This is a genomic window from Bacillus sp. PDNC022 (genome assembly GCF_016919285.1).
GTDB classification, from domain to species: Bacteria; Bacillota; Bacilli; order Bacillales; family Bacillaceae; genus Bacillus; species Bacillus safensis.
This window is the reverse complement of the sequence record NZ_CP070345.1, coordinates 3,166,475-3,188,033: the sequence shown is the minus strand read 5'-3', so window position 1 is coordinate 3,188,033 and position 21,559 is coordinate 3,166,475. Positions and strand designations below refer to the sequence as shown.

23 protein-coding genes are annotated in these 21,559 nt (G+C 43.4%); 7 read left to right on the top strand and 16 right to left on the bottom strand.

Annotated features, from left to right (window positions below; translation table 11 throughout):
• Window positions 1-38: 38 nt before the first annotated feature.
• Both JVX94_RS16265 and pta read right to left on the bottom strand, forming a co-directional pair.
• Complete coding sequence (locus JVX94_RS16265) at window positions 39-890, bottom strand: MurR/RpiR family transcriptional regulator (RefSeq protein ID WP_203128980.1); 852 nt, start codon at window positions 888-890, stop codon at window positions 39-41.
• A 130-nt stretch (window positions 891-1,020) separates the two neighbouring features.
• Window positions 1,021-1,992, bottom strand: coding sequence for a phosphate acetyltransferase (gene pta / locus JVX94_RS16260; RefSeq protein WP_024423792.1), 972 nt, complete (start codon window positions 1,990-1,992; stop codon window positions 1,021-1,023).
• A 240-nt stretch (window positions 1,993-2,232) separates the two neighbouring features.
• Between pta and hemQ the strand changes: the two genes are divergently transcribed.
• Complete coding sequence (gene hemQ / locus JVX94_RS16255) at window positions 2,233-3,003, top strand: hydrogen peroxide-dependent heme synthase (RefSeq protein WP_024423793.1); 771 nt, start codon at window positions 2,233-2,235, stop codon at window positions 3,001-3,003.
• A gap of 107 nt (window positions 3,004-3,110) precedes the next feature.
• On the opposite strand, the gene JVX94_RS16250 is transcribed toward hemQ, so the two are convergent.
• Window positions 3,111-3,416, bottom strand: a complete 306-nt coding sequence (locus JVX94_RS16250; protein ID WP_205183812.1) for a hypothetical protein — start codon at window positions 3,414-3,416, stop codon at window positions 3,111-3,113.
• 121 nt (window positions 3,417-3,537) lie between these two features.
• On the bottom strand, window positions 3,538-4,017 hold the full coding sequence (locus tag JVX94_RS16245) for an Lrp/AsnC family transcriptional regulator (protein WP_095409820.1): 480 nt from the start codon (window positions 4,015-4,017) through the stop codon (window positions 3,538-3,540).
• 145 nt (window positions 4,018-4,162) lie between these two features.
• On the opposite strand from JVX94_RS16245, the gene JVX94_RS16240 reads away from it, so the two are divergent.
• The 6 genes from JVX94_RS16240 (at window position 4,163) to JVX94_RS16215 (ending at window position 10,262) form a co-directional block, all read left to right on the top strand.
• Window positions 4,163-5,395 (top strand): MFS transporter, encoded by a 1,233-nt coding sequence (locus JVX94_RS16240; RefSeq protein WP_144483881.1) that lies wholly within the window; start codon window positions 4,163-4,165, stop codon window positions 5,393-5,395.
• A 149-nt stretch (window positions 5,396-5,544) separates the two neighbouring features.
• Complete coding sequence (locus tag JVX94_RS16235) at window positions 5,545-6,147, top strand: type 2 periplasmic-binding domain-containing protein (RefSeq protein ID WP_024423797.1); 603 nt, start codon at window positions 5,545-5,547, stop codon at window positions 6,145-6,147.
• A gap of 1 nt (window position 6,148) precedes the next feature.
• Window positions 6,149-6,856: a 3-((4R)-4-hydroxycyclohexa-1,5-dien-1-yl)-2-oxopropanoate isomerase gene (gene bacB, locus JVX94_RS16230; RefSeq protein WP_144483884.1), complete on the top strand. Its 708-nt coding sequence runs from the start codon at window positions 6,149-6,151 to the stop codon at window positions 6,854-6,856.
• Window positions 6,853-7,614 carry an SDR family NAD(P)-dependent oxidoreductase gene (locus JVX94_RS16225; protein ID WP_144483887.1) on the top strand — a complete coding sequence of 254 codons (762 nt, stop codon included), beginning with the start codon at window positions 6,853-6,855 and terminating at the stop codon, window positions 7,612-7,614. The genes bacB and JVX94_RS16225 overlap by 4 nt, the downstream gene beginning before the upstream one ends.
• A gap of 15 nt (window positions 7,615-7,629) precedes the next feature.
• Window positions 7,630-9,051: an alanine--anticapsin ligase gene (gene bacD / locus JVX94_RS16220; protein ID WP_205183811.1), complete on the top strand. Its 1,422-nt coding sequence runs from the start codon at window positions 7,630-7,632 to the stop codon at window positions 9,049-9,051.
• A gap of 17 nt (window positions 9,052-9,068) precedes the next feature.
• Complete coding sequence (locus JVX94_RS16215) at window positions 9,069-10,262, top strand: pyridoxal phosphate-dependent aminotransferase (protein WP_205183809.1); 1,194 nt, start codon at window positions 9,069-9,071, stop codon at window positions 10,260-10,262.
• A 224-nt stretch (window positions 10,263-10,486) separates the two neighbouring features.
• Here JVX94_RS16215 and JVX94_RS16210 read toward each other — a convergent pair whose 3' ends face one another.
• From JVX94_RS16210 to JVX94_RS16155, 12 genes are all read right to left on the bottom strand, one after another.
• Window positions 10,487-11,278, bottom strand: coding sequence for an SDR family oxidoreductase (locus tag JVX94_RS16210; protein ID WP_275891452.1), 792 nt, complete (start codon window positions 11,276-11,278; stop codon window positions 10,487-10,489).
• A 103-nt stretch (window positions 11,279-11,381) separates the two neighbouring features.
• Entirely contained in the window at window positions 11,382-11,837 is a 456-nt protein-coding gene (locus tag JVX94_RS16205; RefSeq protein WP_144483896.1) for a dTDP-4-dehydrorhamnose 3,5-epimerase family protein, read from the bottom strand.
• On the bottom strand, window positions 11,830-12,684 hold the full coding sequence (gene rfbD, locus JVX94_RS16200) for a dTDP-4-dehydrorhamnose reductase (RefSeq protein ID WP_205183805.1): 855 nt from the start codon (window positions 12,682-12,684) through the stop codon (window positions 11,830-11,832). The genes JVX94_RS16205 and rfbD overlap by 8 nt, the downstream gene beginning before the upstream one ends.
• 3 nt (window positions 12,685-12,687) lie before the next feature.
• Window positions 12,688-13,653 (bottom strand): dTDP-glucose 4,6-dehydratase, encoded by a 966-nt coding sequence (gene rfbB, locus JVX94_RS16195; protein ID WP_205183803.1) that lies wholly within the window; start codon window positions 13,651-13,653, stop codon window positions 12,688-12,690.
• On the bottom strand, window positions 13,650-14,390 hold the full coding sequence (locus JVX94_RS16190; RefSeq protein ID WP_205183801.1) for a sugar phosphate nucleotidyltransferase: 741 nt from the start codon (window positions 14,388-14,390) through the stop codon (window positions 13,650-13,652). Before JVX94_RS16190 ends, rfbB begins: the two co-directional genes overlap by 4 nt.
• 2 nt (window positions 14,391-14,392) lie before the next feature.
• Window positions 14,393-15,421, bottom strand: a complete 1,029-nt coding sequence (locus JVX94_RS16185; protein WP_205183799.1) for a PseG/SpsG family protein — start codon at window positions 15,419-15,421, stop codon at window positions 14,393-14,395.
• Window positions 15,418-16,158 (bottom strand): cytidylyltransferase domain-containing protein, encoded by a 741-nt coding sequence (locus JVX94_RS16180; protein WP_111292389.1) that lies wholly within the window; start codon window positions 16,156-16,158, stop codon window positions 15,418-15,420. The genes JVX94_RS16185 and JVX94_RS16180 overlap by 4 nt, the downstream gene beginning before the upstream one ends.
• Window positions 16,148-17,275: an N-acetylneuraminate synthase family protein gene (locus tag JVX94_RS16175; protein WP_111292388.1), complete on the bottom strand. Its 1,128-nt coding sequence runs from the start codon at window positions 17,273-17,275 to the stop codon at window positions 16,148-16,150. The genes JVX94_RS16180 and JVX94_RS16175 overlap by 11 nt, the downstream gene beginning before the upstream one ends.
• 1 nt (window position 17,276) lies before the next feature.
• Window positions 17,277-18,152, bottom strand: a complete 876-nt coding sequence (locus JVX94_RS16170) for a GNAT family N-acetyltransferase (RefSeq protein WP_144483911.1) — start codon at window positions 18,150-18,152, stop codon at window positions 17,277-17,279.
• A complete protein-coding gene (locus JVX94_RS16165; protein ID WP_205183796.1) occupies window positions 18,149-19,327 on the bottom strand; it encodes a DegT/DnrJ/EryC1/StrS family aminotransferase in 1,179 nt (392 codons plus the stop codon). Before JVX94_RS16165 ends, JVX94_RS16170 begins: the two co-directional genes overlap by 4 nt.
• A 21-nt stretch (window positions 19,328-19,348) precedes the next feature.
• Window positions 19,349-20,761: a capsular polysaccharide export protein, LipB/KpsS family gene (locus JVX94_RS16160; RefSeq protein ID WP_205183794.1), complete on the bottom strand. Its 1,413-nt coding sequence runs from the start codon at window positions 20,759-20,761 to the stop codon at window positions 19,349-19,351.
• A 5-nt stretch (window positions 20,762-20,766) separates the two neighbouring features.
• Entirely contained in the window at window positions 20,767-21,537 is a 771-nt protein-coding gene (locus tag JVX94_RS16155) for a glycosyltransferase family 2 protein (protein ID WP_205183791.1), read from the bottom strand.
• Window positions 21,538-21,559: the final 22 nt, after the last annotated feature.

The window sequence follows — 21,559 nt, the reverse complement described above, 5'->3', positions numbered from 1 at the left end:
CATAAAATTTCAAAATAAAAAAATGAGTCACCACACGACTAATGTGTTGTGTGATAACTCATTTTCGTTAACATATGATTGATTTGATCTAAACGTGGTTTTGTTCTTTCAGGATCATTAATGGCTAAGGCACTTAAAATGTAATCTACGATAAAGATAGCAGATACGACAGAGTTATGAGAGCCTACACTTGCTGAGGAACACGGTAATACATATTGGGCATACTTGGTTAGTGGAGAGCTGTAGCTGTCTGTAATTAAGAGCACTTCCACCCCATATGACTTCGCTGTCTCCAGCAAATCCTTCATACGCTTTGCATAGCGAGGATAGCTGACCGCTATAATGAAATCATCAGATTGAAAATGAACGAGTTCATCGACCCAGTCACTTTTGTCTGCATCAATATATTGACAGTTCCCCAGTAGGCGATTGATTCCTTGTGACAGATACTCTCCAACAGGTCTTCCACTTCGGACACTTGTACACAGAACCTGGCGGGAGCTGGCTATTTTTTCAACAATATGCTGAAAGGTTTCTTCCGTGATATTGTCTAAAGCATACTGGATATTTTGAAATTGCAGCTCGACATGATTATGCAGGAGCTTACTTTTATTTGAATGCTTGAGGTTCGCTTCAAGTCTCGTTTGAGGGGCAGCTTTATGCTTCATATTTGATTGAAGCTCTTTTTGAAGCTCGGAGAAACCGGAGTACCCTACAGCAGCAGAGAATCTCATGATGGTAGCTGTACTCGTCCCTACTTTTGACGCCAATTTATCTACAGTTAAAAACGCGACCTCCATTGGATTTTGCACGATATAATCTGCAATTCTCCTTTGTGCCTCGGTTAATCCCGCGACCTTATGCTGAAGCTTATGTATTAAATCATCCATTATAGCACCTGCCCATTCTATCGGCTTTATCTACGATCAGATTTTTTCTTTTCCCCCTATATTGTACACATTTGTCATCAAAAAAACAGCCAGCACGAATCTATCGTACTGGCTGCCTTTGTTGAGATCATTATAGTGCTTGAGCTGCTGTGATAAGCGCAAGGTTATAAACGTCTTCGGCATTACAGCCTCTTGATAGATCGTTTACTGGCTGGTTTAAACCTTGAAGGATAGGACCTACAGCTTCAAAGTTACCTAAGCGCTGTGCAATTTTGTAGCCAATGTTTCCAGCTTCGAGGCTAGGGAAAACAAATACGCTGGCGTCGCCTTTGATGACGGAATCTGGCGCTTTTTTCGCTGCTACTGAAGGAACGAAAGCTGCATCGAATTGGAATTCTCCATCAAGTACAAGCTCAGGTGCCTTTTCTTTTGCAATGCGAACTGCTTCAGATACTTTTTCTGTTTCGTCTGATTTTGCTGAGCCTTTTGTAGAGAAGCTAAGCATTGCCACACGTGGTTCGATATCAAACATTTTGGCTGTGTTTGCACTTTCGATCGCAATTTCAGCTAGATCTTGGCTGTCTGGTGCAATGTTGATTGCGCAATCAGCAAACACATATTGCTCTTCGCCGCGAGCCATGATGAAGACGCCAGATGTTTTCTTTACGCCTTCTTTTGTTTTAATGATTTGAAGTGCTGGACGCACTGTGTCAGCAGTTGAGTGTGCCGCACCGCTCACAAGTCCGTCTGCAAGACCTTTATACACAAGCATTGTACCGAAATAGTTTTCATCTAGTAATGCTTTTCTTGCTTGCTCTTCTGTTGCTTTGCCTTTACGTCTTTCTACGAAAGCTTGTACAAGCTCTTCAAAACCTTCATATGTATGAGGATCATACACGTCAACACCATCAAGTGTAAGACCTAATTCTTTTGCTTTAGCTTCAACTTCTTGTTTTTTTCCTACCACAATTGGCTGCAATACTTTGCCATCTGCTAATTTTTGAACGGCTGTTAGAATGCGTTCGTCCATTCCCTCAGGAAAAACGATCTTTACTCCTTTACCTGCAACCTTTTCCTGAACTGTTGAAAAAATATCTGCCACTTCAATACCCTCCTTGATTTTACAAAAAAAGCGTTCTCTTTTAAGCATACTCTTCTTCTACCTAAATTCAAACTACCAACTTATATTATAGCGCTTACAAATTAAATTCTTATTTTTCAAACTAATTTAATCAATTTTGAGAAAAGCTGTTTTCCTCGTTCAAGTTTTGATCACATCTCCATTTGGACAAACTATGTTATAGTTGGAACAGATGGAAAACTGTTAATAGGAGTGAAAGAAATGAGCGAACAACATACAACAAATGAAGCAGCTCAAACACTAGATGGCTGGTATGCGCTGCATGATTTTAGAACAATCGACTGGACAGCTTGGAAGCTGCTGACAAGTGATGAGCGCCAAGCCATCATTCATGAATTCACAGGTCTATTGGAAAAATGGAAAACAGCTGAGCAAGATAAAGCTGGTAGCCAAACAATCTATAGTATTGTCGGCCAAAAAGCAGATATTATGCTCATGATTTTACGTCCGACAATGGAAGAACTAGGTGAAATTGAACTCGAATTCAACAAGACACGACTAGCAGAGTTTACGATTCCAGCTTATTCGTATGTTTCAGTTGTTGAGCTCAGCAACTACTTAGCAGGAGGCGGCGATGGCGGAGATCCTTACGAGAACCCGCATGTACGTGCTCGCTTATATCCAGAGCTTCCTTCTTCTCAATACGTGTGCTTCTATCCAATGGATAAAAGACGTTCTGGCAATGACAACTGGTACATGCTTTCCATGGATGAGCGTAAATCACTTATGAGAAGCCACGGTTTAATTGGCCGAAGCTATGCTGGGAAAGTAAAACAGATCATTACAGGTTCTGTTGGTTTTGATGATTATGAGTGGGGCGTTACCCTTTTCTCTGATGATGTGCTTCAATTTAAAAAATTGGTTTATGAAATGCGCTTTGATGAAGTCAGTGCACGCTACGGCGAATTTGGTTCCTTCTTTGTTGGAAACCGATTAGCAAACGAGCAGCTGGCGTCTTATTTCCATGTATGATAAACTCTTAAGGCTTCGGATCTCTCCGAAGCTTTTTTATGTATTTGTTTAGAAAGGTGATCACATCTTCATTTTCAGGATAAGTAAGAAACGAAACTAAACATGGCTCACAACAATGCAGTTAAGATGTTTACATTAGGCTTGTGCTTTGACTCTTTTCGTAAAAACACTTCCCCAGAAACCTTGTCATTCTTATCTTCACCAGATTTGATGCTTGAATTAAAAGAAAATATTCCACTTTCTATGTTTGCTGTATGGTTGTTGATGTGAAATTGTAAATCAATAGGCTGAGCACTAAAAAAACGATCCCTGTTACCTACGTCAATAGGCGAATTATTATAGTGACTTTCTTTGCTTCTTGTTCTGTGCATATCCATTAATGCTGCATAATCTATTACTTTTAAAAGCTTCAAAAGAATGAACTCCTTTAATCTCAAATTATTACTATACGAATATTTCAGCATAAAAAGCTGAAAAGAAGACAAAGGGCTAAAATAAAAATCATTTAGCCCTTTGTCAACAATCTGAAACTTTTTATTTCACCACGGTCATTTTTGGCTCTTCTATTTGTTTCACACGTTCCTGAATCGTATGAGAAAAAGAGTGCTCTGACAAGACAATATGGGAGACGGTTTTTGTAAATCCAGACACTTCTTGAATAAAGGCTTCAATTTCTTCAAGAGAAGAAACTGACAGCTTAATGAAAAAGCAAGACTGCCCTGCCACTCGATAAGCAAAAAAGGCGCGTGGGTGCTCGTTCATAAAAGCCACAAAACGCTGATACTCCCCATTTAACACTGTAACTTCCAGCAGGCAGTCAATCAGAAGCCCTAATTTTTTATAATTGACTTGAACAGAATACCCTTCGATAATCCCTGCATCCTCTAATTTACGTACTCTTTCTGCTACCGCAGGTGCTGATAAATTCACTCGTTTGGACAATTCCCTCATGGATAAGCGGGCATCTTCTCTCAATTCATTTAAAATATGCACATCTACATCGGTGATTTTCATTCGTACCTCTCCTATCCAAAAATCGTTCCATTTGAAAAGTATTTTATGATAATACTTATGATACGAAATGTAAAATAAAACTAAATAATGGTAGAATTTATTTTAACGGAATTGAATGAAAAAGCAAGTATGGAGGGATCACTTGATGAAAGAATCTTTAGACAGCCAGGCTTCTAAAACATTTCCCATCACACTTGCCATTGCACTCACACTTGGCGTTTTTGCGGCGGGATCGGAAGAGCTGGTGATTTCACCACTGCTGCCTGATTTATCAAACTCCTTTCAGCACTCTCTTGATGTTCTCGCTCTTTCCATCAGCATTTATGGGTTAGCTGTGCTGGTTGGAGCTCCGCTGCTCGTTCCTTTAGGGGACCGGTATTCAAGAGAGCTGTGTTTGATTATTGGGCTGTCTTTCTTTTTGATTGGAACAGTGATGTGTGCTGCTGCCCCAAATTTGGCCGTGTTTTTTGCAGGCCGTGCTATTTCTGGGCTGGCGACTGGTGTATTTGTGCCAACAGCCTATGCTCTTGTGGGCGACCGGGTTCCATACGAATATCGCGGCAAAGTGATGGGACTCATTGTGTCAAGCTGGTCTCTTTCTCTTGTCCTTGGTGTGCCCATTGGCGCCTTTATCGGTCAAAGTTTGAACTGGCGCTGGACATTCTGGATTTTCGCCATGATGAGTCTCGTTGTCCTGCTGCTCGTCATCCTTGAATCTCGAAAACAAGTCGCAACAGTTAATCCGAAGGCACCTCAAGCTAGGGAGAAATCAGGCTCTTTATGGGGGGCTTTGAAAATCGAACGTGTACCTGCCTATTTGGCCGTGACATTTTGTAACATGCTTGGATTTTATGGCATGTACTCATTTTTAGGAGCTTACCTGCAAAGTCTGTTTTCCGGAGGGCAATCAACAGCTGGACTTCTAATCATGGCTTATGGTGTTGGCTTTTCCATGAGTATGTTTACTGGGAAATTAGCAGATTGGTTTGGCAAAACAAGGTCTCTTTTCTTTGTGCTGGGCGGCATTACGCTCGTTCTTGCCTTACTTCCTTATGCACCGTTCTCATGGACATTGCTCATTTTTGCTTTATTTATTTGGGGTGCCATGCAAAGTTTATCTGTCACGCTTTTGAGCACCGTCCTAAGCGACTGCTCCCAAACCCACCGAGGCAAAGTGATGGCTTTTTACAGCCTTGCTTCCAATCTTGCCGTTATGCTTGGGTCAGCTCTGATGGGACCTGTTTATGTCCATTTCGGCTATCATACGGTGGGGCTTGTATGTGCACTCATTACGCTTGTTGGTTTTCTCATCAGCTTCGTCAGCTATAAACGCGAAAAAACCTTACAGCAGAAACATAAAAATACATTTGAAACGTGAGCTCATTTCACTGCACATCTCGATATGTGCAGTTTTTTAGATCAATTTTTAATATCATCATAAAATACATTTTTTATAAATTTTGTTGACAATTGCCAATTTTATTTTTTATAATCTAGTAAAAATTTGAAAAAGATTGGATGGTAAACATGATCTTAAAGAATGATGTTTTTCATTTTAAAGAAGAGCCCATCGTTTCACCTAAGATGTTTACAGTCAATACATTAGGCCCTAAGGGGACAAGCAGTGAATATGCAGCAAAACATTTCATCTCTCATTCCACCACTACACTCGGCACTCATACGAAACTATCCCTTTATGACACATTCGAAACTTGCATTGAACATACTCTCTCTAACGCACTCCAATACACTCTCGTTCCACACGCATACGAAGGAATTAAACACTTCTACATGAGACCTGACCTACAGCTTCTACAAATATTCAGATGTGACACGCCCATGTATGGTTTGGCTGTCAGACCAGATTTCCCCTTTCAAGAACAAATGCTTCACCATTTAAAAATTGTTTCTCATCCTGCACCTGTGAATTTGATTCAATATTTTATTCATCAAAATGCTGAATTTGAGCTTGTCAATTCTACAAGTACAGCCGCACAAAAAGTAAGAGACGGCGAATTTGATTTCGCTTTAACCAATGAGGTGGCTAGAGCTACATACGGCCTCACCTTCATTCGAACATTTAAAAGCATTCCCATGAGCTGGTCTATATTCGGAAAAGGAGAGATGTAACATGACAACTGAACAAAAGGTGCAAGAATTATATTTTCCTCAAGCGAAAAAACGAGAATGGGATAATGGTGTCATCCAATATTCTACTGTCAGAGGCGATACGGAAGTGTTAATTTCACACGTCCCTCCTCACACGGTCATCGAACCTCATGAGCATCCAGAAGCACAAATCGGCATCGTATTAAAAGGCGAGCTTCAAATGACGGTCGGCCAATCGACCCAATTGCTCACCCCATTAGAATCAGCCTATATTGCACCACCATTCGTTCCTCACGGCGCATCGAATCTGACAGATGAAGAAGTGATCGCCATTGATATTAAGAGATTAAAAGATGGCGAAGAATATACGGCTCCTCCTACTTATTTCTTAGACATTTTCAAAACGCGTGATTTACTTCCTGGCATGGAAGTGACTTTTTTTGTGGAGGACTGGATGGAGCTTATGATTGCCAACATTCCGGGAAATGGCGGGGAAATGCCTTTTCATAAGCACCGCAATGAACAAATTGGGATTTGCATTAGCGGTGGGTACGATATGACGATTGAAGGCTTTACAGAAAAGATGGAATTTGGCACGACCTACTTCTGTGATCCAAAAGAAGATCACGGCGCCATTAATCCGAAGCCAGAAGCATCAAAGTCTATTAATCTCTTCTTCCCTCCACGCTATAACCGCTTAAAGCCAAAAGCGTCTAAGGTGAAGAAATGAACATTGCTGGAAAAGTCGTCCTGATTACAGGAGGTGCGTCTGGGATTGGGCTTGCCGCCGTCAAGCTTTTCCTTGAGCACGGAGCAAAAGTAGCAGTGGCTGATATCAATGAAGACAGCGGTAAACAACTCGTTGAATCATTGCCTCATGAACATGCTGCGTTTTTCAAAACAGATATTACGAATGAGTCTGACTGTCAAAAAACCGTTCAATCCGTGCTGAGCCAATTCGGGACAATTGATGTTTTGATAAACAATGCAGGCATCGAAATTGTCTCACCTGTTCACGAGATGACACTGGAAGATTGGAACCACATTCTACAGGTCAACCTGACTGGTGTATTTCTCATGAGTAAGCATACATTGCCGCATATGCTTGAGAAGAAAAGCGGAAGTATTATTAATACCGGATCTGTCGGAGGTCTCGTTGGCTGGCCTGACATTCCTGCATACAACGCAACGAAGGGCGGTGTCATCCAGCTCACCAAATCTATGGCGATCGACTATGCCGCTCATCAAATCAGGGTGAATTGTATCGCCCCAGGCATCATTGATACGCCATTAAATGAAAAATCCTTTTTAGACAATCATTCAGAAAGTCTTGAGGCTGTCAAAAAGGAAAAAGCAAAGGTGAACCCATTACTTCGTCTCGGAAAACCCGAAGAAATTGCGAGCGTGATGCTGTTTCTCGCCTCTGATCTATCCAGCTATATGACTGGAAGTGTTGTCACAGTAGATGGCGGTTACACCGCTAGATAAAAAGGAGTGCTTTCATTGAAGAAAAAAACCGTACTTGTCATCGCTGACTTAGGAGGATGCCCGCCCCATATGTTTTATGAAAGCGTGGCGTCATCTTATCATATCGTTTCTTATATCCCGAGACCCTTTGCCATTACAAAGGGTCACGCTGAACTAATCGAAAAATACTCCATTGCCGTCATCAAAGATCGTGATTATTTTGAGACACACCCTTCTTTTGAACACCCTGATTCTATTTACTGGGCACATGATGATTATCTGAAATCAGAGGAAGAAGTGGTAGATGACCTAGTCCGTGTGGCTTCCTTTTTCAAAGCTGATGCCATCACCACCAATAATGAATTATTCATTGCACCAATGGCAAAAGCAGCTGAACGGCTGGGGCTGCGCGGCGCTGGGGTAAAAGCAGCTGAAATGGCACGTGATAAAAGTCAAATGAGGGCTGCATTCAACGCTGCTGGTGTCAAAGCGGTGAAAACTCAGCCTGTCACGACTTTAGCTGATTTTCAGCAAGCTATTGAACATATCGGGACACCGCTTATTTTAAAGCCTACATATTTAGCAAGCTCCATTGGCGTGACCCTTTTTCATGACAGAGCCGGCAGTGATGATCTCTTTTTAAACGTTCAATCCTACTTGCAAACGATTCCCGTCCCAAACGCTGTGACATATGAAGCACCATTTGTCGCTGAAACGTACTTGGAGGGTGCTTACGAGGATTGGTATCAAGAGGATGGCTATTCTGATTATGTCAGTGTAGAAGGGTTAGTCGTGGAGGGGGAATATATCCCTTTTGTCATTCATGACAAGACCCCACAAATCGGTTTTACAGAAACGGCTCATATTACTCCATCGATCCTAGACAATGAAGCCCAGCAAATCATCATTGAGGCAGCTAAGAAGGCAAATGAAGGGCTAGGCCTTGAAAACTGTGCGACCCATACAGAGATCAAGCTCATGAAAAATCGAGAAACAGGACTGATCGAATCCGCAGCTAGATTTGCTGGCTGGAATATGATTCCGAATATCAAAAAAGTGTTTGGGGTGGATATGGCCAAGCTGCTGATCGATGTATTAGTCGATGGAAAAAAAGCGGAGCTGCCAAAAGAGCTGCTTTCTGGACATACGCATTATATAGCAGACTGCCATTTGTACCCTCAGCATTTCAAAGAAAGCGGGCACATACCGGCAGAGGCCACACATATCACCATTGATCATATCCATATTCCGCAGGATGCTTTAGTTGGAGAAACTGTGATCGTCAGTGAATCCGTCCCATCCAAAGGCACTTTTGTGGATCTATCTTTATTTGAAGCCTTTAACGGCATCGTGTCGCTTGAATTAAAAGGGTCATCCTCACAGGATGTTGCCGCATCCATCCGCAGCTTACAGAAGCAAGCTGCTATTCAGTTAATGGATGAATTAGTGAAGGGATAGAAAGAGAGGATAACGTGGTGGAGATCTTACCATCTAACATAATTGAACGGCTGCCAGAACAGAAATTTGGAACCGTATTTGAGAAAATTGCGCAAAAAGCACAAAACGGAGCAAACATCATAAACCTTGGTCAGGGAAATCCTGATCTTCCTACTCCTGCACATATCGTAAGCGCCCTTCAAGAGGCAGCAGGCACTTTGCAATTTCAGCAATATGCACCTTTTAGAGGCTTCGACTTTTTCAAGCAAGCCATTGCAGATTTCTACAAAAAGGAGTTCGGCACTGAGATAGACACACAGAAAGAAGTTGCCCTTTTCAATGGGGGAAAAACAGGTCTTTATGTCATGAGTCAGTGTCTGCTAGACCCTGGGGACGTTGCTCTCGTCCCCGATCCAGGATACCCAGAATATCATTCTGGGATCTTGATGGCAGACGCAAAGCCCTACTGCATCAAACTTGAATCGAAAAATGGCTATTTGCCGAATCTCTCTTCAATTGATCCAGAGGTGCTCAAAAAGGCTAAAGTTCTTTTCTTAAATTATCCGAATAACCCAACAGGTGCTGTGGCAAATGATGCATTTTTTGAAGAGACTGCTGATTTCGCCTCAGCTCACGGACTGCATGTCGTTCATGATTTTGCCTACGGTTCATTTCATTATGAACAAAAACCAGTAAGCTTTCTGAACGCTCCTCTTGGGAAAAGCGTAGGAGTGGAATTATATTCTCTTTCCAAAACATTTAATATGGCAGGATGGAGAGTCGCTTTTGCTGTAGGTAATGAGGACATCATCCAAGCCATTAACGCCTTCCAAGATCATGTGTTTGTCAGTATGTATGGCGGATTTCAACAAGCAGCAACCGTCGCCTTGCAAAGTGATAACCGTCACATACAATCATTAAAAGAGGTCTACCTTGAACGAATTCACTTCTTCATCCGTCAAGCAGAAAAGCAGCTAGGATGGTCCATCGAATGTCCTGCTGGCGCCTTTTATTTATGGGCTCCAATCCCTGATGATTTTGAACATTCTCATGCATTTGCTGACTATTTACTCGAACATACTGATGTCGTTGTCACGCCTGGGGGTGTGTTTGGAGCACATGGAAGCCGTCATGTCCGCATCTCAATGGTTGCTCCAATTGAACAGCTTGCCCTGTTTATCGACCGGCTTCGCATCCTTCCGATTCGCTTTAATCAAAAAACCCGCATATAGCGGGTTTTTTATGCAGATTGTTGACAAAGGGCTAAAATGATCTTGATTTTAGCCCTTTGTCTTCTTTTCAGTGTGATAGAAAACCTTTGCAGTCTAGGAAGGACGGCTACCTTTGCGGAGCGAATTTGACATTCGTGAGCATCGGCGCGCAGACCTGACACCGAATGCGAGGGTTTGTCTACACGCTGGATCAAAAAACCCGCATATAGCGGGTTTTTTTGATGCTATATACTTTTCATTGCTCCACCATCGACAGATATTTGTTGCCCTGTAAGATAGGAGGCTTCCTCTGATGCGATAAAAGCGGCCAATGAAGCCATTTCACTCGCTGAGCCCACTCTTTGCATTGGAATTCCTGATGCTACAGCCTGTACAGCTTCTTCCCGCGATAATGCCTGTTTACGCATCATGTTTCTGATAAATTGTTCATACCGATCTGTAGCAATAAATCCTGGGTTTAAACAATTCACTGTGATCCCTGAAGGTGCAAGCTGTGTGGCAGCATTTTTACTAGCATTGATAATCGCTGCATTCATCATACTGTTCGTAAACATTTGGTCACCTGGTTCCTTCCATAGGTTCCCGACAATTTGAATGATTCGGCCATACTCATGTCGTTTCATCATCGCTGCCGCACGCTTCATCGTATCAATGTACGCAATGGCTTTTTGAGAAAATACTGCCATCATCTGCTCGCTGTCACATGAATCAAAGGTATCCGGCTTCCCCCCTGGAATGTTATTAATCAACACATCCAGTCTGCCAAACTCTTTTTCTATTTCCGTAAAAGCCTCAGCCCTCACCCTATCATCTGACATGTCGCCACAGAAAAGAGCCACCGGCTCCTTTGTTTCTGCCATACGCCCAATGTGCTGCTGCGCATCTTCTAGTGAGGATTGATTTCTAGAATTGATGATGACCTTTACATTGTCTTGAGCGGCAAGCTTTATGGCGATGGCCTTTCCAATCCCTGTACTTGCTCCTGTTACAAATGCAATTCTTTTAGACAAACTCATCCACATCCCTTTTCTTATCAGCTTAGTACATATACATAAAATGACACATATAGAATGTATTTCAACAAAAAAGACCTTTCTCCTGCGAAAGGCCCCCCGTTCTCTATTTAAATGTCGTTTCCCAATTAAACCCGATCGTTTCGTCATTCCAAGCGATTCTCTTTTCATCTGGGCTTTTCGGGTCATACGATTCTGTTGTGAAATACACAATTTGCAGCGGCGTCTCACCTAGTACACGATAGCCATGCGCGACACCCTTTGGGATGAGAAGCAGCATCGGATTGTCTTCCCCCATATAATACACATCGGTTTGCCCCTTTGTGGGAGAGTCCTCACGCAAATCATATAACACGACCTGTGCATAACCTGCGGGGAAGAACCAAACGTCGTCTTGTTTTTCATGATAATGAAAGGCTTTGATCACGCCTGGAAAGCTTTTCGACCATGACGCCTGCCCAAAACGTTTCAGCATCGGTTCATCATCTCGAATGAGCTCTGCAAAAAAGCCGCGGTCATCACAATGTTTCATGAGTTTTTTCGTTTGAACACCATCAATCATTCTGTTGCCATCTCCCTTCTTTCTGCAAATATTCGTAAAGTGCATCCTTCCAATGCCTCGGCTGCCAGCCTGTGGCTTCAATCGCTTGAAGATCTAAGACAGAATAGGCTGGGCGAGGCGTTTGGAAGCCGTACTCTTCCGTGGAAATCGGCTCAATTGTGGCGGTCAGGCCGCTTTTCATCACAATTTCTGACGCAAAATCAAACCAGGAACAGCTTTCTCGATTACTGACATGATAAACGCCTGCCTTCTGATCAAACAAATGAATCAAGGCCTCTGCTGCATCCTTTGTATAAGTAGGAGACCCTATTTGATCGTTCACAATGCGCAAATGATCCTTCGTTTCAGCGAGCCGAAGAATGGTATTCACAAAGTTATGCCCCTCATGTCCGTAAAGCCATGAGGTACGAATGATTTTCACTTCGTCTGACACAAGCTGAATCAATTCCTCACCAAGCTTTTTACTCTTTCCATAAATGGTTTGAGGGTCTGCTTGTGCATCGACTCGGTAAGGGGTGTCCGCCTGCCCGTCAAACACATAATCTGTACTGACATGTAACACATCAGCGCCTGCGCGCTTTGCTTCCAGGGCTGTATAGTAGGCGCCAATGCCATTCACAAGATACGCCTTTTCCGTTTCTGTTTCACACTGATCAACAGATGTATAGGCTGCTGCACTGACAACAATATCAGGCTGAAAGTGTCTCATCGCATGTCTGACTGCCTGCTGGTCTGCGATATTGAGCATGCTCCTCGTTAAGGCAATGACGGTCATGTCTTTTTCCTTGAGCTGTCTGCTCAATTCTTTCCCTAATTGGCCGCCTGCACCGGTGATTAAAACTTTCATCCGTCACCCTTCTTCGCTCTGATCGTATTTGGTTCGATACCAATTGATCGTTTTTTCGATACCTTTTTCAAATGACGTCTCCTGCGTCCAGCCGAGCTCGCCTTTTAGCTTACTGGCATTAATGGCATACCGTCTGTCATGTCCTTTTCGGTCTTGAATAAACGCAATTTGATCATGACTGACCCCGAGCTGCGATAGAATGGTTTTGGTCAAATCGAGATTTGTTTTCTCGTTGCCGCCGCCAATATTGTATACCTGCCCGGCTGTGCCGTTTTCGAGTACCTGCTTCACAGCTCTCGCATGGTCCTCTACATACAGCCAATCGCGAATTTGCTGGCCGTCTCCATAAATCGGGATTTTCTCTCCATTAACTGCTTTTCTAATAATGGTCGGTATTAATTTTTCCTCATGCTGATACGGTCCGTAATTGTTGCTGCATCGTGTAATCATCGCGGGTAATTGGTGAGTGTGGATATAGGATTTCACAAGCAGGTCTGAACTCGCCTTGCTTGCTGAATAAGGATTATTCGGTGAAAGTGGTGTTTGTTCTGTGAAAGCAGGATCATCTGGTTCCAAATCTCCATATACTTCATCTGTTGAAATATGAATGAGCTTTTTCGCCTTTCCTTTTAAGACCGCTTCAAGCATACGATACGTTCCGAGGACATTTGTTTGAATAAAAGGCTCTGCCGATTCAATGCTGCGATCAACATGCGATTCTGCCGCAAAATGAATGATCGCATCATAGACTTCGTCAAATGCTTGATCCAGCTCATGCTGAAGGGTAATATCCCCTTGAATAAACCGAAAATGAGACAACTTTAATAATTCATCCATCTCGTCTGGATGACTGGCATACGTTAATTTATCAAAAACGGTGAGCCGGACATCTGCATCCTGAAGCATCAGCTTCACAAAATTCAGTCCGATAAAACCCGCTCCGCCTGTAATTAAATAAGACTTCGTCATTCGGATCCCTCTTTTTTCTTCATCGTTTCAAACATCTTCGCAGATGCTTGGTGGAGAGATTCATGTGTTCCTGCATCAATCCACCACCCTTTTAACATATCATAGGTCAGCTGGCTATTTGAGATATAGAGATTGTTCACGTCTGTAATCTCTAATTCGCCTCGATCTGACGGCGAGATTCTCTCAATATATTTAAAAACTTCTTGATCATAAAAATAGATGCCAGTGACGCAGTAGGATGAGCGCGGATGCTCCGGCTTTTCCTCTATTGATAGAATCTGTTGACGCGTGGCATCAATTTCTGCAATGCCAAACCTCTTTGGATCTGCCACTTCTTTCAACAGAACCTTGGCTCCACTTTCTTGCTGCTGAAAAGCTTCAACAAAAGGGCTTAGCGAATCCTCAAATACATTGTCACCAAGCATCAGCACAAACTTCTCCTTTTCTACAAAGGGCTTTGCATAGGATAAACCGTCTGATATCCCAGACGCTTCAGGCTGTACCTGATATACGATGTTCATCCCAAGTTCCTGATCGCTTTCAAACAGCTTCTGAAACAGGGGGATTTGTTCTTCTTGTGATATGACCATCACATCTAAAATCCCTGCTTCCTTCAATTTGAACAATGACCAATAAATCATCGGATATGGACCAACCGGCAATAAATGTTTATTGAAAATCTTCGTTAAAGGCGCCAGTCGTGATCCCTTTCCTCCTGCTAAAATAACTCCCTTCACATCTACACATCCTTATGTTCTTTTTGGTGATGATTCATGAGGTGTATAAGAATGTTTTTCACTCGTTCAGTTCCTTTTCCATCAATGAGGGTCCGTCCATTGAGATGGATACTCCTGCGGAGAAAGTAGCTGCTGGACAGTCTTTCCACAGCACACCGTATATCTTTTTCATCCACAAGTTCACCTAATCCAAGATGGCGGCAGGCTCCCTTTTGCGCAAAACGAGCGGCTGTCACTGCTTGGTGGTCTACTTGTGAAAGGACAATACTGGGCACTCCGATACAAACTGCCTCGTATAATGTCATCCCGCCAGCAACTATTGCCAGATCAGCTTCCGAGAGACGCGCAGGTAATTGATCTGTATGACGAATGAATTGAATATGCTCAGCCTCTATTTGTTCCTCGATGCGGGAGGCTTTTCCTGTAACCGCTAAAATGTGTAAGTCGTCAGCTTCGAGGAGTGCTGATACAGCCTTTGATAACAATCCGCGCGGGTCACTGCCCCCAAGGCTGATGACCACCTTTTTGCATTCTTTTCGAACCTCATATGTGTCTTTTAATCGGCTTATCTCTTGATCTAACAATAAATAAGGTGTTCCATAAAAATATTCTGTCCCATCTACTTGCATGTGCTTTTCGTCCAGACCACCATAAATGCCGTTCACGACAGCATCGGCAAGCTGACAGGCTTCTGCTCTTTTTTCTTCGAATAAGACCAGCCTTGCAGGGCCGGAGGACGCTTTGACCAATCGAAGAAATTGAAGGTCACAATCAAGTACATCAATCAACAGAAGAGCAGGATTCAGCTCTTTTATGTCCTGCTCCATCTGAAGGAATGCCTTCGACTCTTGCACCAAATGAACGTGCCAATCTGGACCTGAGAGCATTTCTACACAGATCTGTTCATTTGTATAGAAATATAAGTCGTTTCCTTCTTGAAGCAGTTTATTTGCCAGCCGTTTCATTCTGACGACATGCCCCATCCCTCTTAAAAAACCACCATACACAACAATCATGATTTTCTTGTTCATTCAGCATCCTTCTGTTTCACAAATTGATTCAACCGAACAATATCAGGATCTTGTTCGCAAATGGTGATGAGCTCAGCTGTCGGCACAGCAATGGAGCCACCGGCTTTCTCTAATAAACGGGTGGCAAACACGTAATCTTCTTCTGTATCTATCGTGAATCGATAAGCAGGATATGCAAGTTCTTTGGGCGGTGTGAATAATTGCAGATGAAATTGCTCAGGATGCTTTCTGATATAGAGCGTGACATGCTCACGCTCTGGCTGCGTAAGGGGAAAATTGTCGATTTCACTTAAAATTGGTGCGTTGATCATTTCCCCGGAAATACCGAGTGGCGTTCCAGTCGTATACGTGTAATCAGCCTTCTCTTGTCTATGTTTTTCAAGCATTTTCGACAAAAGGACCGGATCTATAAATGGGTTATCTCCCGTTAAACGCACAATGGTTTGCGGTTCAAAATGCCGGACAATCTGCGCAAATCGCTGCAGTACATCCGTCTCACTGCCACGAAATACTTTACAGCCCTTTGATAAACAATAATGAGCCAGCAGATCATCTTCTGCCTCAACTGTTGTGGCGATCATGAGGTTCTGCGTTTTGTGATTGTAATGAGCTGATTGCTTTACCCGTTCAACAATCAGGTCGATCAGCGCCATACCGCCGATCGGTTTCATCACCTTTTTTGGCAGCCTTGTTGAGCCCATTCTCGCCTGTATGACAAAGAGCACATCATTGATCATTTGACGTCTCCTGCACGAGTACATCTTTCCACGAAACCCCTGTATGGGCTGGGATATCTCTGACAGCCTTTGCGCCAAGTAAAACCGCCATATACCGCGGATGCAGACCTTGGCTTTTTTGTCCTGGGCGTAATACGGCTAGATTTTCCGCAGTCAATGTCTCGCCCCTTGCAATGCCTTTTGTCGTAAAAATGCCTCGATACGCAAATTCACGAATCTTGCCTTCAATGGCTGTTGTCGTTTTATAAGAACTGCCAAGGAGCTCCTCTGGCACTGAATGAGTGTCAGCTTCTGTTAGATTCCGCTGTTTTTCTGCCGCTCGAATATGCTGAACCATTTCCTTCAATTCTTCAGGATCAAGAGCAAAGGAATGATCAGCCCCAGGTAACGTTTTATCGACAGTAAAGTGCTTTTCAATGATTGCTGCCCCAAGCTTCACAGCGGCCACAGGCGCTTCAGTTGGATGCTCACTATGATCAGAAAAGCCAATGACTGCCTCGGGAAATGCCGCAGCTAAGGTTTGAAGCACACGCAGGTTCGTGTAAGCTCTAGGTGCTGGATATTTTGCTACGCAATGCATGATAGCGACCTGCTGATTAATTTGCTCGCTTGTAATTGCCTCATATGCTTCATGGACATCTGAAATGGTTGCCCCGGCTGTTGAAAAAATGATGGGCTTTTGAAAAGATGCCGTGTGACGCATAAGAGGCAAATGATTGATTTCATAGGATGCCAGTTTGAAAGCCGGCGGATCGGTTTGATTTAATAGATCCGCAGATTCTTCGTCACACACTGTGCTTAAAAATATCAGGCCTTTTTCCGCGCAGCGTGACAATAACACCGGGAGCCATTCTGGCGGCAGCTCCATTTGTTCCACTAAAGAAAAAATGGACACCTCTTCTCCCTTGGCTGTTTCGTACAAACCCGGTTCCTTTTGATACATCCGATCAGCTTGAAACATTTGAAACTTCACCGCATCGGCACCTGCTTCTTTTGCCACATCAATTAAAGCAAGCGCCTGATCCAGTTTTCCATCATGGTTAATGCCTGCCTCTGCAATGATAAAGACAGGCGCACCATCCCCCACTTTGCGATCTCCAATATAGAAATGCGCCATCTTACCTCTCTCCTTTTTTCGGCCACACATGGTAATACAAGAAGGCATTTTTTGTTCTAAAGCCCAGCTTTTCATACAGCTGAATCGCGGTTGTGTTATGCATCTGAGTTCCGGCTGACATAAACCGATGACCTCTCTCATAAGAGGCATTTATGATTGCCATAACCAGCTTTTTTCCGATCCCTTTTCCTTGTGCATCCGGTCTAATGGACAATAAATCAAGTACCAGTTCATCGCCCTTTGCCACCCCTTGAATCAAACCAATGACTTCATCGTTCACCTTTGCCGCGAGATTGATCTCTGCACGTCCGAGTAAATTGTTTCTCATCCATTCCTGAAAGAAATGCTGGACGGCATTCTGATCTAAAAAAGGATCCAGTGCATACCGGCTTTTCATAAAAGCCTGATGAGCAAGTGACACCGCCTCATCGTAATCCTTTTCATCCGGCAGACTGATGACCACATCTTCATCTGTAGCTGGCATCTCCATTTGAACAGGCGGCGCCTCAAGACGAGTGAGACCGCCCACATAGTACACATGTGACAGCCTTTGGACGATGCGGTTTTTTTCAACATCCGCCGCTTCAAGTCGTAAAAAGAAAAAATCGCATTTTTCTGTTCTCATCCAATTGATGAAACGCTCCATCAATTCCTGAAAAGCAGGAGCTGACTCAGCTTCCGCAAACTTCACATGAAAAATGTGCTGGTCAAAAATGCCGCTTTCCCATTTTGACCATTCATATAACAGGACCGCTTTGAGCTGAGCGCCATTGACAAGAGCAAATTGCTTGAAGCCATTCATTTGTTCCGCTTGTTGACCGTATTTCTCCAGCCAAGCGGCCAGCACCTGATCATCTACAGCATGAACAACCTTCATAATGATGCCTTCTGTTCTTTTAAAATAGACAACACCGCTGTGATAACATCCTGCACATCTTCATCTGTCATACTCGGATAGAGCGGCAGTGAGAGCGTCTGCTTGTAGTATGCGAGTGACTTAGGGAAATCCTCTGGTGAATAGTGATGCGTTTGTTGATAGTATGGATGCAAGTGAACAGGGATAAAGTGAACACTCGTGCCGATTTTATATTCCTTTTGCAGCTGATCAATCAGTTCATCACGCGTGATGAATGCTTCTTTTGGATTTACTTGCAGTACATACAAATGCCATGCATGTCTTCCTTCTTGATGCACAGGCGGCAGGATCAGGCCCGCTTCTTTTTGAAAAGCCTGATTGTATGCTTTCGCAATCTGTTCTCTCCGTGCCTGCATGTCATCCAGACGGCTTAGCTGAACAAGCCCTAACGATGCCTGCACGTCAAACATGTTCATTTTATAGCCTGGTTCCTCGACCTCGTAATACCACGTTCCTTTTTCTCCATAACGATTCCACGCTCCCTTGCTCATCCCATGGAGCGCTAGTCTTCTAATCCGAGCCGCAAGCGCATCATCATTTGTTGTCAGCATGCCGCCTTCACCAGTCGCTAGATTTTTCGTTGCATAAAAGCTAAAAGCGGTCGCATCACCAATGGATCCAACGGGCTGACCGTGGTACGTTGTGTAAAGAGCATGGGCAGCATCTTCAAGTACAAATAGATCATACTTTTTGGCAATCGCTAAAATCCGGTCCATATCGCACGATTGACCAGCAAAATGAACAGGGACAATTGCTTTTGTATGTGGTGTAATCGCCGCTTCTAGTTTCTCTGAATCGAGGTTGAGTGTCGCTGGGTCAATATCGACAAATACAGGAGCTGCCCCTGTATGAATGATCGTATTGGCTGTTGCGCAGAATGTCAGAGGGGTTGTAATCACCTCATCCCCAGTCCCAATCCCTCTTGCCTTTAACGCTAAAAATAAAGCAGCCGTACATGAATTGACAGCGATCGCATGTTTTGCACCGGTCAGCTGCTGAAATTCTTCTTCAAACTGTCTTACTTTTGGTCCCGTTGACAGCCAGCCGGACTTTAATGTTCTAATGACTTCGTCAATTTCTTCCTGCTCAATGAAAGGCAGAGCATAAGGAAGAAATTGTGCTCTCTTTTTTCCCATATCGCTTGCACACCCCTATCTTCATCTCTGAAAATCCATACCAGTTTTTGTTTTGAGCAGAGAAAGCAGAACATCGGTAGATCGCGCATGCGGATAATGTTGTTTAATGAACTGAGCTCCTTGCTGCTTTGCCAGTTTCATCTCTTGTTCATCCGACAAAATACGAATGGCTTTCTCAGCTAGTTCAACAGGGTTTTCCATATGATAACTGCCAAGCGACTCGTAATATGGGTATCTTCTGCCTTCTGTCATCTTCCCGATCAGCACACTCTTTTCAAAAAGCATGGCTTCAAGACCAACTGTTGATGTGAGCGTAATCACGATATCCACATATGGCAGCAGATCATACAGGTCAATTTCTTTTTTAATCAATTTCACATGATTTCCCGCTCGTTCAATAGACACATAGTCATTTAATCGATTTCGAGCTATTTCCCAAGGATGCGGCTTCATGATCAGCTGAATGTCTTTCCGTTTGGCGATCGTTTTAAGAACATCGCCATAGAAAGCCTCAGAAAATGGCTGCGTTGCCACAAGCACGGTCTTTTTAGCCGGGCTGAAATTCAATTTACGAAAGATGAGATCCTGTTGAAGCGGCGTTCGCTCCTTCACCAAATCAAACCTCGGATGACCTGTGATCTCCACCTGTTCCGGCTGACAGCCTTTGTCTACATACCAGTCCTTTTCATACTTTCCAAACACCCCATGGCAAGTCGTAAAAATCGGTAAAAAGGCTTCGTCTCCCATAAGCGCGCCGTGCTGAAGACAGATACTCGTAAGCTGGCGTTTCACTGTTTGCAAAGCGAGTACGCGGCTGTAAACATCCTCCGTCGTTCCAACAATGACAGCTGCAATCGGCTGCATTTGAAATAACACTTCTATCTGGTCAATGACATCAATAAATTGCACAATGTCTTTCCGTAGTTTTTCTCTAAAAAAGACATTGCCAAAGACAGGGTGGTGAGCGTAAGGTTTAAGGAGAGCATTTGCTTTTTCAATATATTCAGCATGGGCTTCTTTATTAACCTCTCCGGCTAATTCCGGCTTACTGATGACAGGTAATCCGAAATAATCCGCCTTCTTCCAGCGAGCGAGCACCACCGTTTGGTTTGGATGGAACCGGGTGTAATTTTGTTCAGTAAAACGCAGGTGTTCAAAGTGAAGCAATACCTTTCCATTCGCCGGACGATAAGCGATACGCTTGATCTGCTGCTTATGCTGATCAAAAAATGGCTGAATCTCTTCCGGTAATGGACAAGCGGTTGTCAGTTCTTGACCGAACGCTTCATCTTCCATGCGTTCCCTCACTTCAGGACTAATATATTGATAAAAATTACTGATCAACCCCAGAGGAATTTGCTTGTAGGACAAATCCTTCATCAGATTCACATACTCAAAGTACACTTGCCAATAATGATGAATATAGTGCGACACTTAGGTCACCTCCCATATCTTTGTTTTAATATACTGCGGAGCTCCCAGCAGGTAGACTGCTCGGGAAGTGCTTGAATAAAGGCACTTTTCTCTTCTTCCGCCAGCTGATAATGAATGGACTGTTCTGTGATGTAATTTATATCTAATATTTCATCAAAGGGATAGAACGGATAAAAATGATTTAACCGAAAAAAGAAACGGGCATCCCCTATTCGATAAAAATGCGGACTCTCGTCCCAGTAAGACCCAAATTCAGCATGAATTTTTGATAAAATGGATGCACGATGTACAACCGAGCAATGATCTATGGCACAGGGGGCATTCCATTGCACTGTTTGCGCTGGCCGAATTGTTTCCTTCACTGGCCCTTTTTTGCTATTTAAATAGATCACTTTAGAACTAGAATAGACAATATCTTTATCTGGATTGGCATCTAGATAATGAGTGAGCTTCTCTAAACGGTCCGGGGCGTAGACATTGTCATCTGTGGCATAGGAAATATACTCGCCCTTTGCCAGTTCTAATGCTTGATTAATAAGCACGGCGTAGCGAGTTTTCGCTGTTCTCTCTTCCAGCGTTTTGACACCGCTTTGGATAAAATGAACGCGGGGATCTTTGCGAAAGGGCTCAATCGCGGCAAGGGTTTTTTCGTTTGATCCATCATCCATGATAAAAAGTTCAAAGTCTGACAGCGTCTGGTTCAAGACCGCTTCAATCGATCTGCCGACGTAAGCCGCCTTGTTGTAGCTCGTCATAATGACAGTTACTTTTGTCAAAGTTTTCACCTCGGTCTCTTTC

What these genes read in the sequence shown, in the direction of transcription:
- JVX94_RS16240 (WP_144483881.1), top strand. Translation starts at nt 4,163, where the DNA reads ATGAAAGAATCTTTAGACAGCCAGGCTTCTAAAACATTTCCCATCACA.
- JVX94_RS16205 (WP_144483896.1), bottom strand. Translation starts at nt 11,837, where the DNA reads ATGATTGATGGTGTTCAAACGAAAAAACTCATGAAACATTGTGATGAC.
- bacB (WP_144483884.1), top strand. Translation starts at nt 6,149, where the DNA reads ATGACAACTGAACAAAAGGTGCAAGAATTATATTTTCCTCAAGCGAAA.
- JVX94_RS16225 (WP_144483887.1), top strand. Translation starts at nt 6,853, where the DNA reads ATGAACATTGCTGGAAAAGTCGTCCTGATTACAGGAGGTGCGTCTGGG.
- JVX94_RS16170 (WP_144483911.1), bottom strand. Translation starts at nt 18,152, where the DNA reads ATGAAGGTTGTTCATGCTGTAGATGATCAGGTGCTGGCCGCTTGGCTG.
- JVX94_RS16185 (WP_205183799.1), bottom strand. Translation starts at nt 15,421, where the DNA reads ATGAACAAGAAAATCATGATTGTTGTGTATGGTGGTTTTTTAAGAGGG.
- JVX94_RS16165 (WP_205183796.1), bottom strand. Translation starts at nt 19,327, where the DNA reads ATGGGAAAAAAGAGAGCACAATTTCTTCCTTATGCTCTGCCTTTCATT.
- JVX94_RS16210 (WP_275891452.1), bottom strand. Translation starts at nt 11,278, where the DNA reads ATGAGTTTGTCTAAAAGAATTGCATTTGTAACAGGAGCAAGTACAGGG.
- JVX94_RS16180 (WP_111292389.1), bottom strand. Translation starts at nt 16,158, where the DNA reads ATGATCAATGATGTGCTCTTTGTCATACAGGCGAGAATGGGCTCAACA.
- JVX94_RS16245 (WP_095409820.1), bottom strand. Translation starts at nt 4,017, where the DNA reads ATGAAAATCACCGATGTAGATGTGCATATTTTAAATGAATTGAGAGAA.
- JVX94_RS16235 (WP_024423797.1), top strand. Translation starts at nt 5,545, where the DNA reads ATGATCTTAAAGAATGATGTTTTTCATTTTAAAGAAGAGCCCATCGTT.
- hemQ (WP_024423793.1), top strand. Translation starts at nt 2,233, where the DNA reads ATGAGCGAACAACATACAACAAATGAAGCAGCTCAAACACTAGATGGC.
- rfbB (WP_205183803.1), bottom strand. Translation starts at nt 13,653, where the DNA reads ATGACGAAGTCTTATTTAATTACAGGCGGAGCGGGTTTTATCGGACTG.
- JVX94_RS16175 (WP_111292388.1), bottom strand. Translation starts at nt 17,275, where the DNA reads ATGGCGCATTTCTATATTGGAGATCGCAAAGTGGGGGATGGTGCGCCT.
- rfbD (WP_205183805.1), bottom strand. Translation starts at nt 12,684, where the DNA reads ATGAAAGTTTTAATCACCGGTGCAGGCGGCCAATTAGGGAAAGAATTG.
- JVX94_RS16265 (WP_203128980.1), bottom strand. Translation starts at nt 890, where the DNA reads ATGGATGATTTAATACATAAGCTTCAGCATAAGGTCGCGGGATTAACC.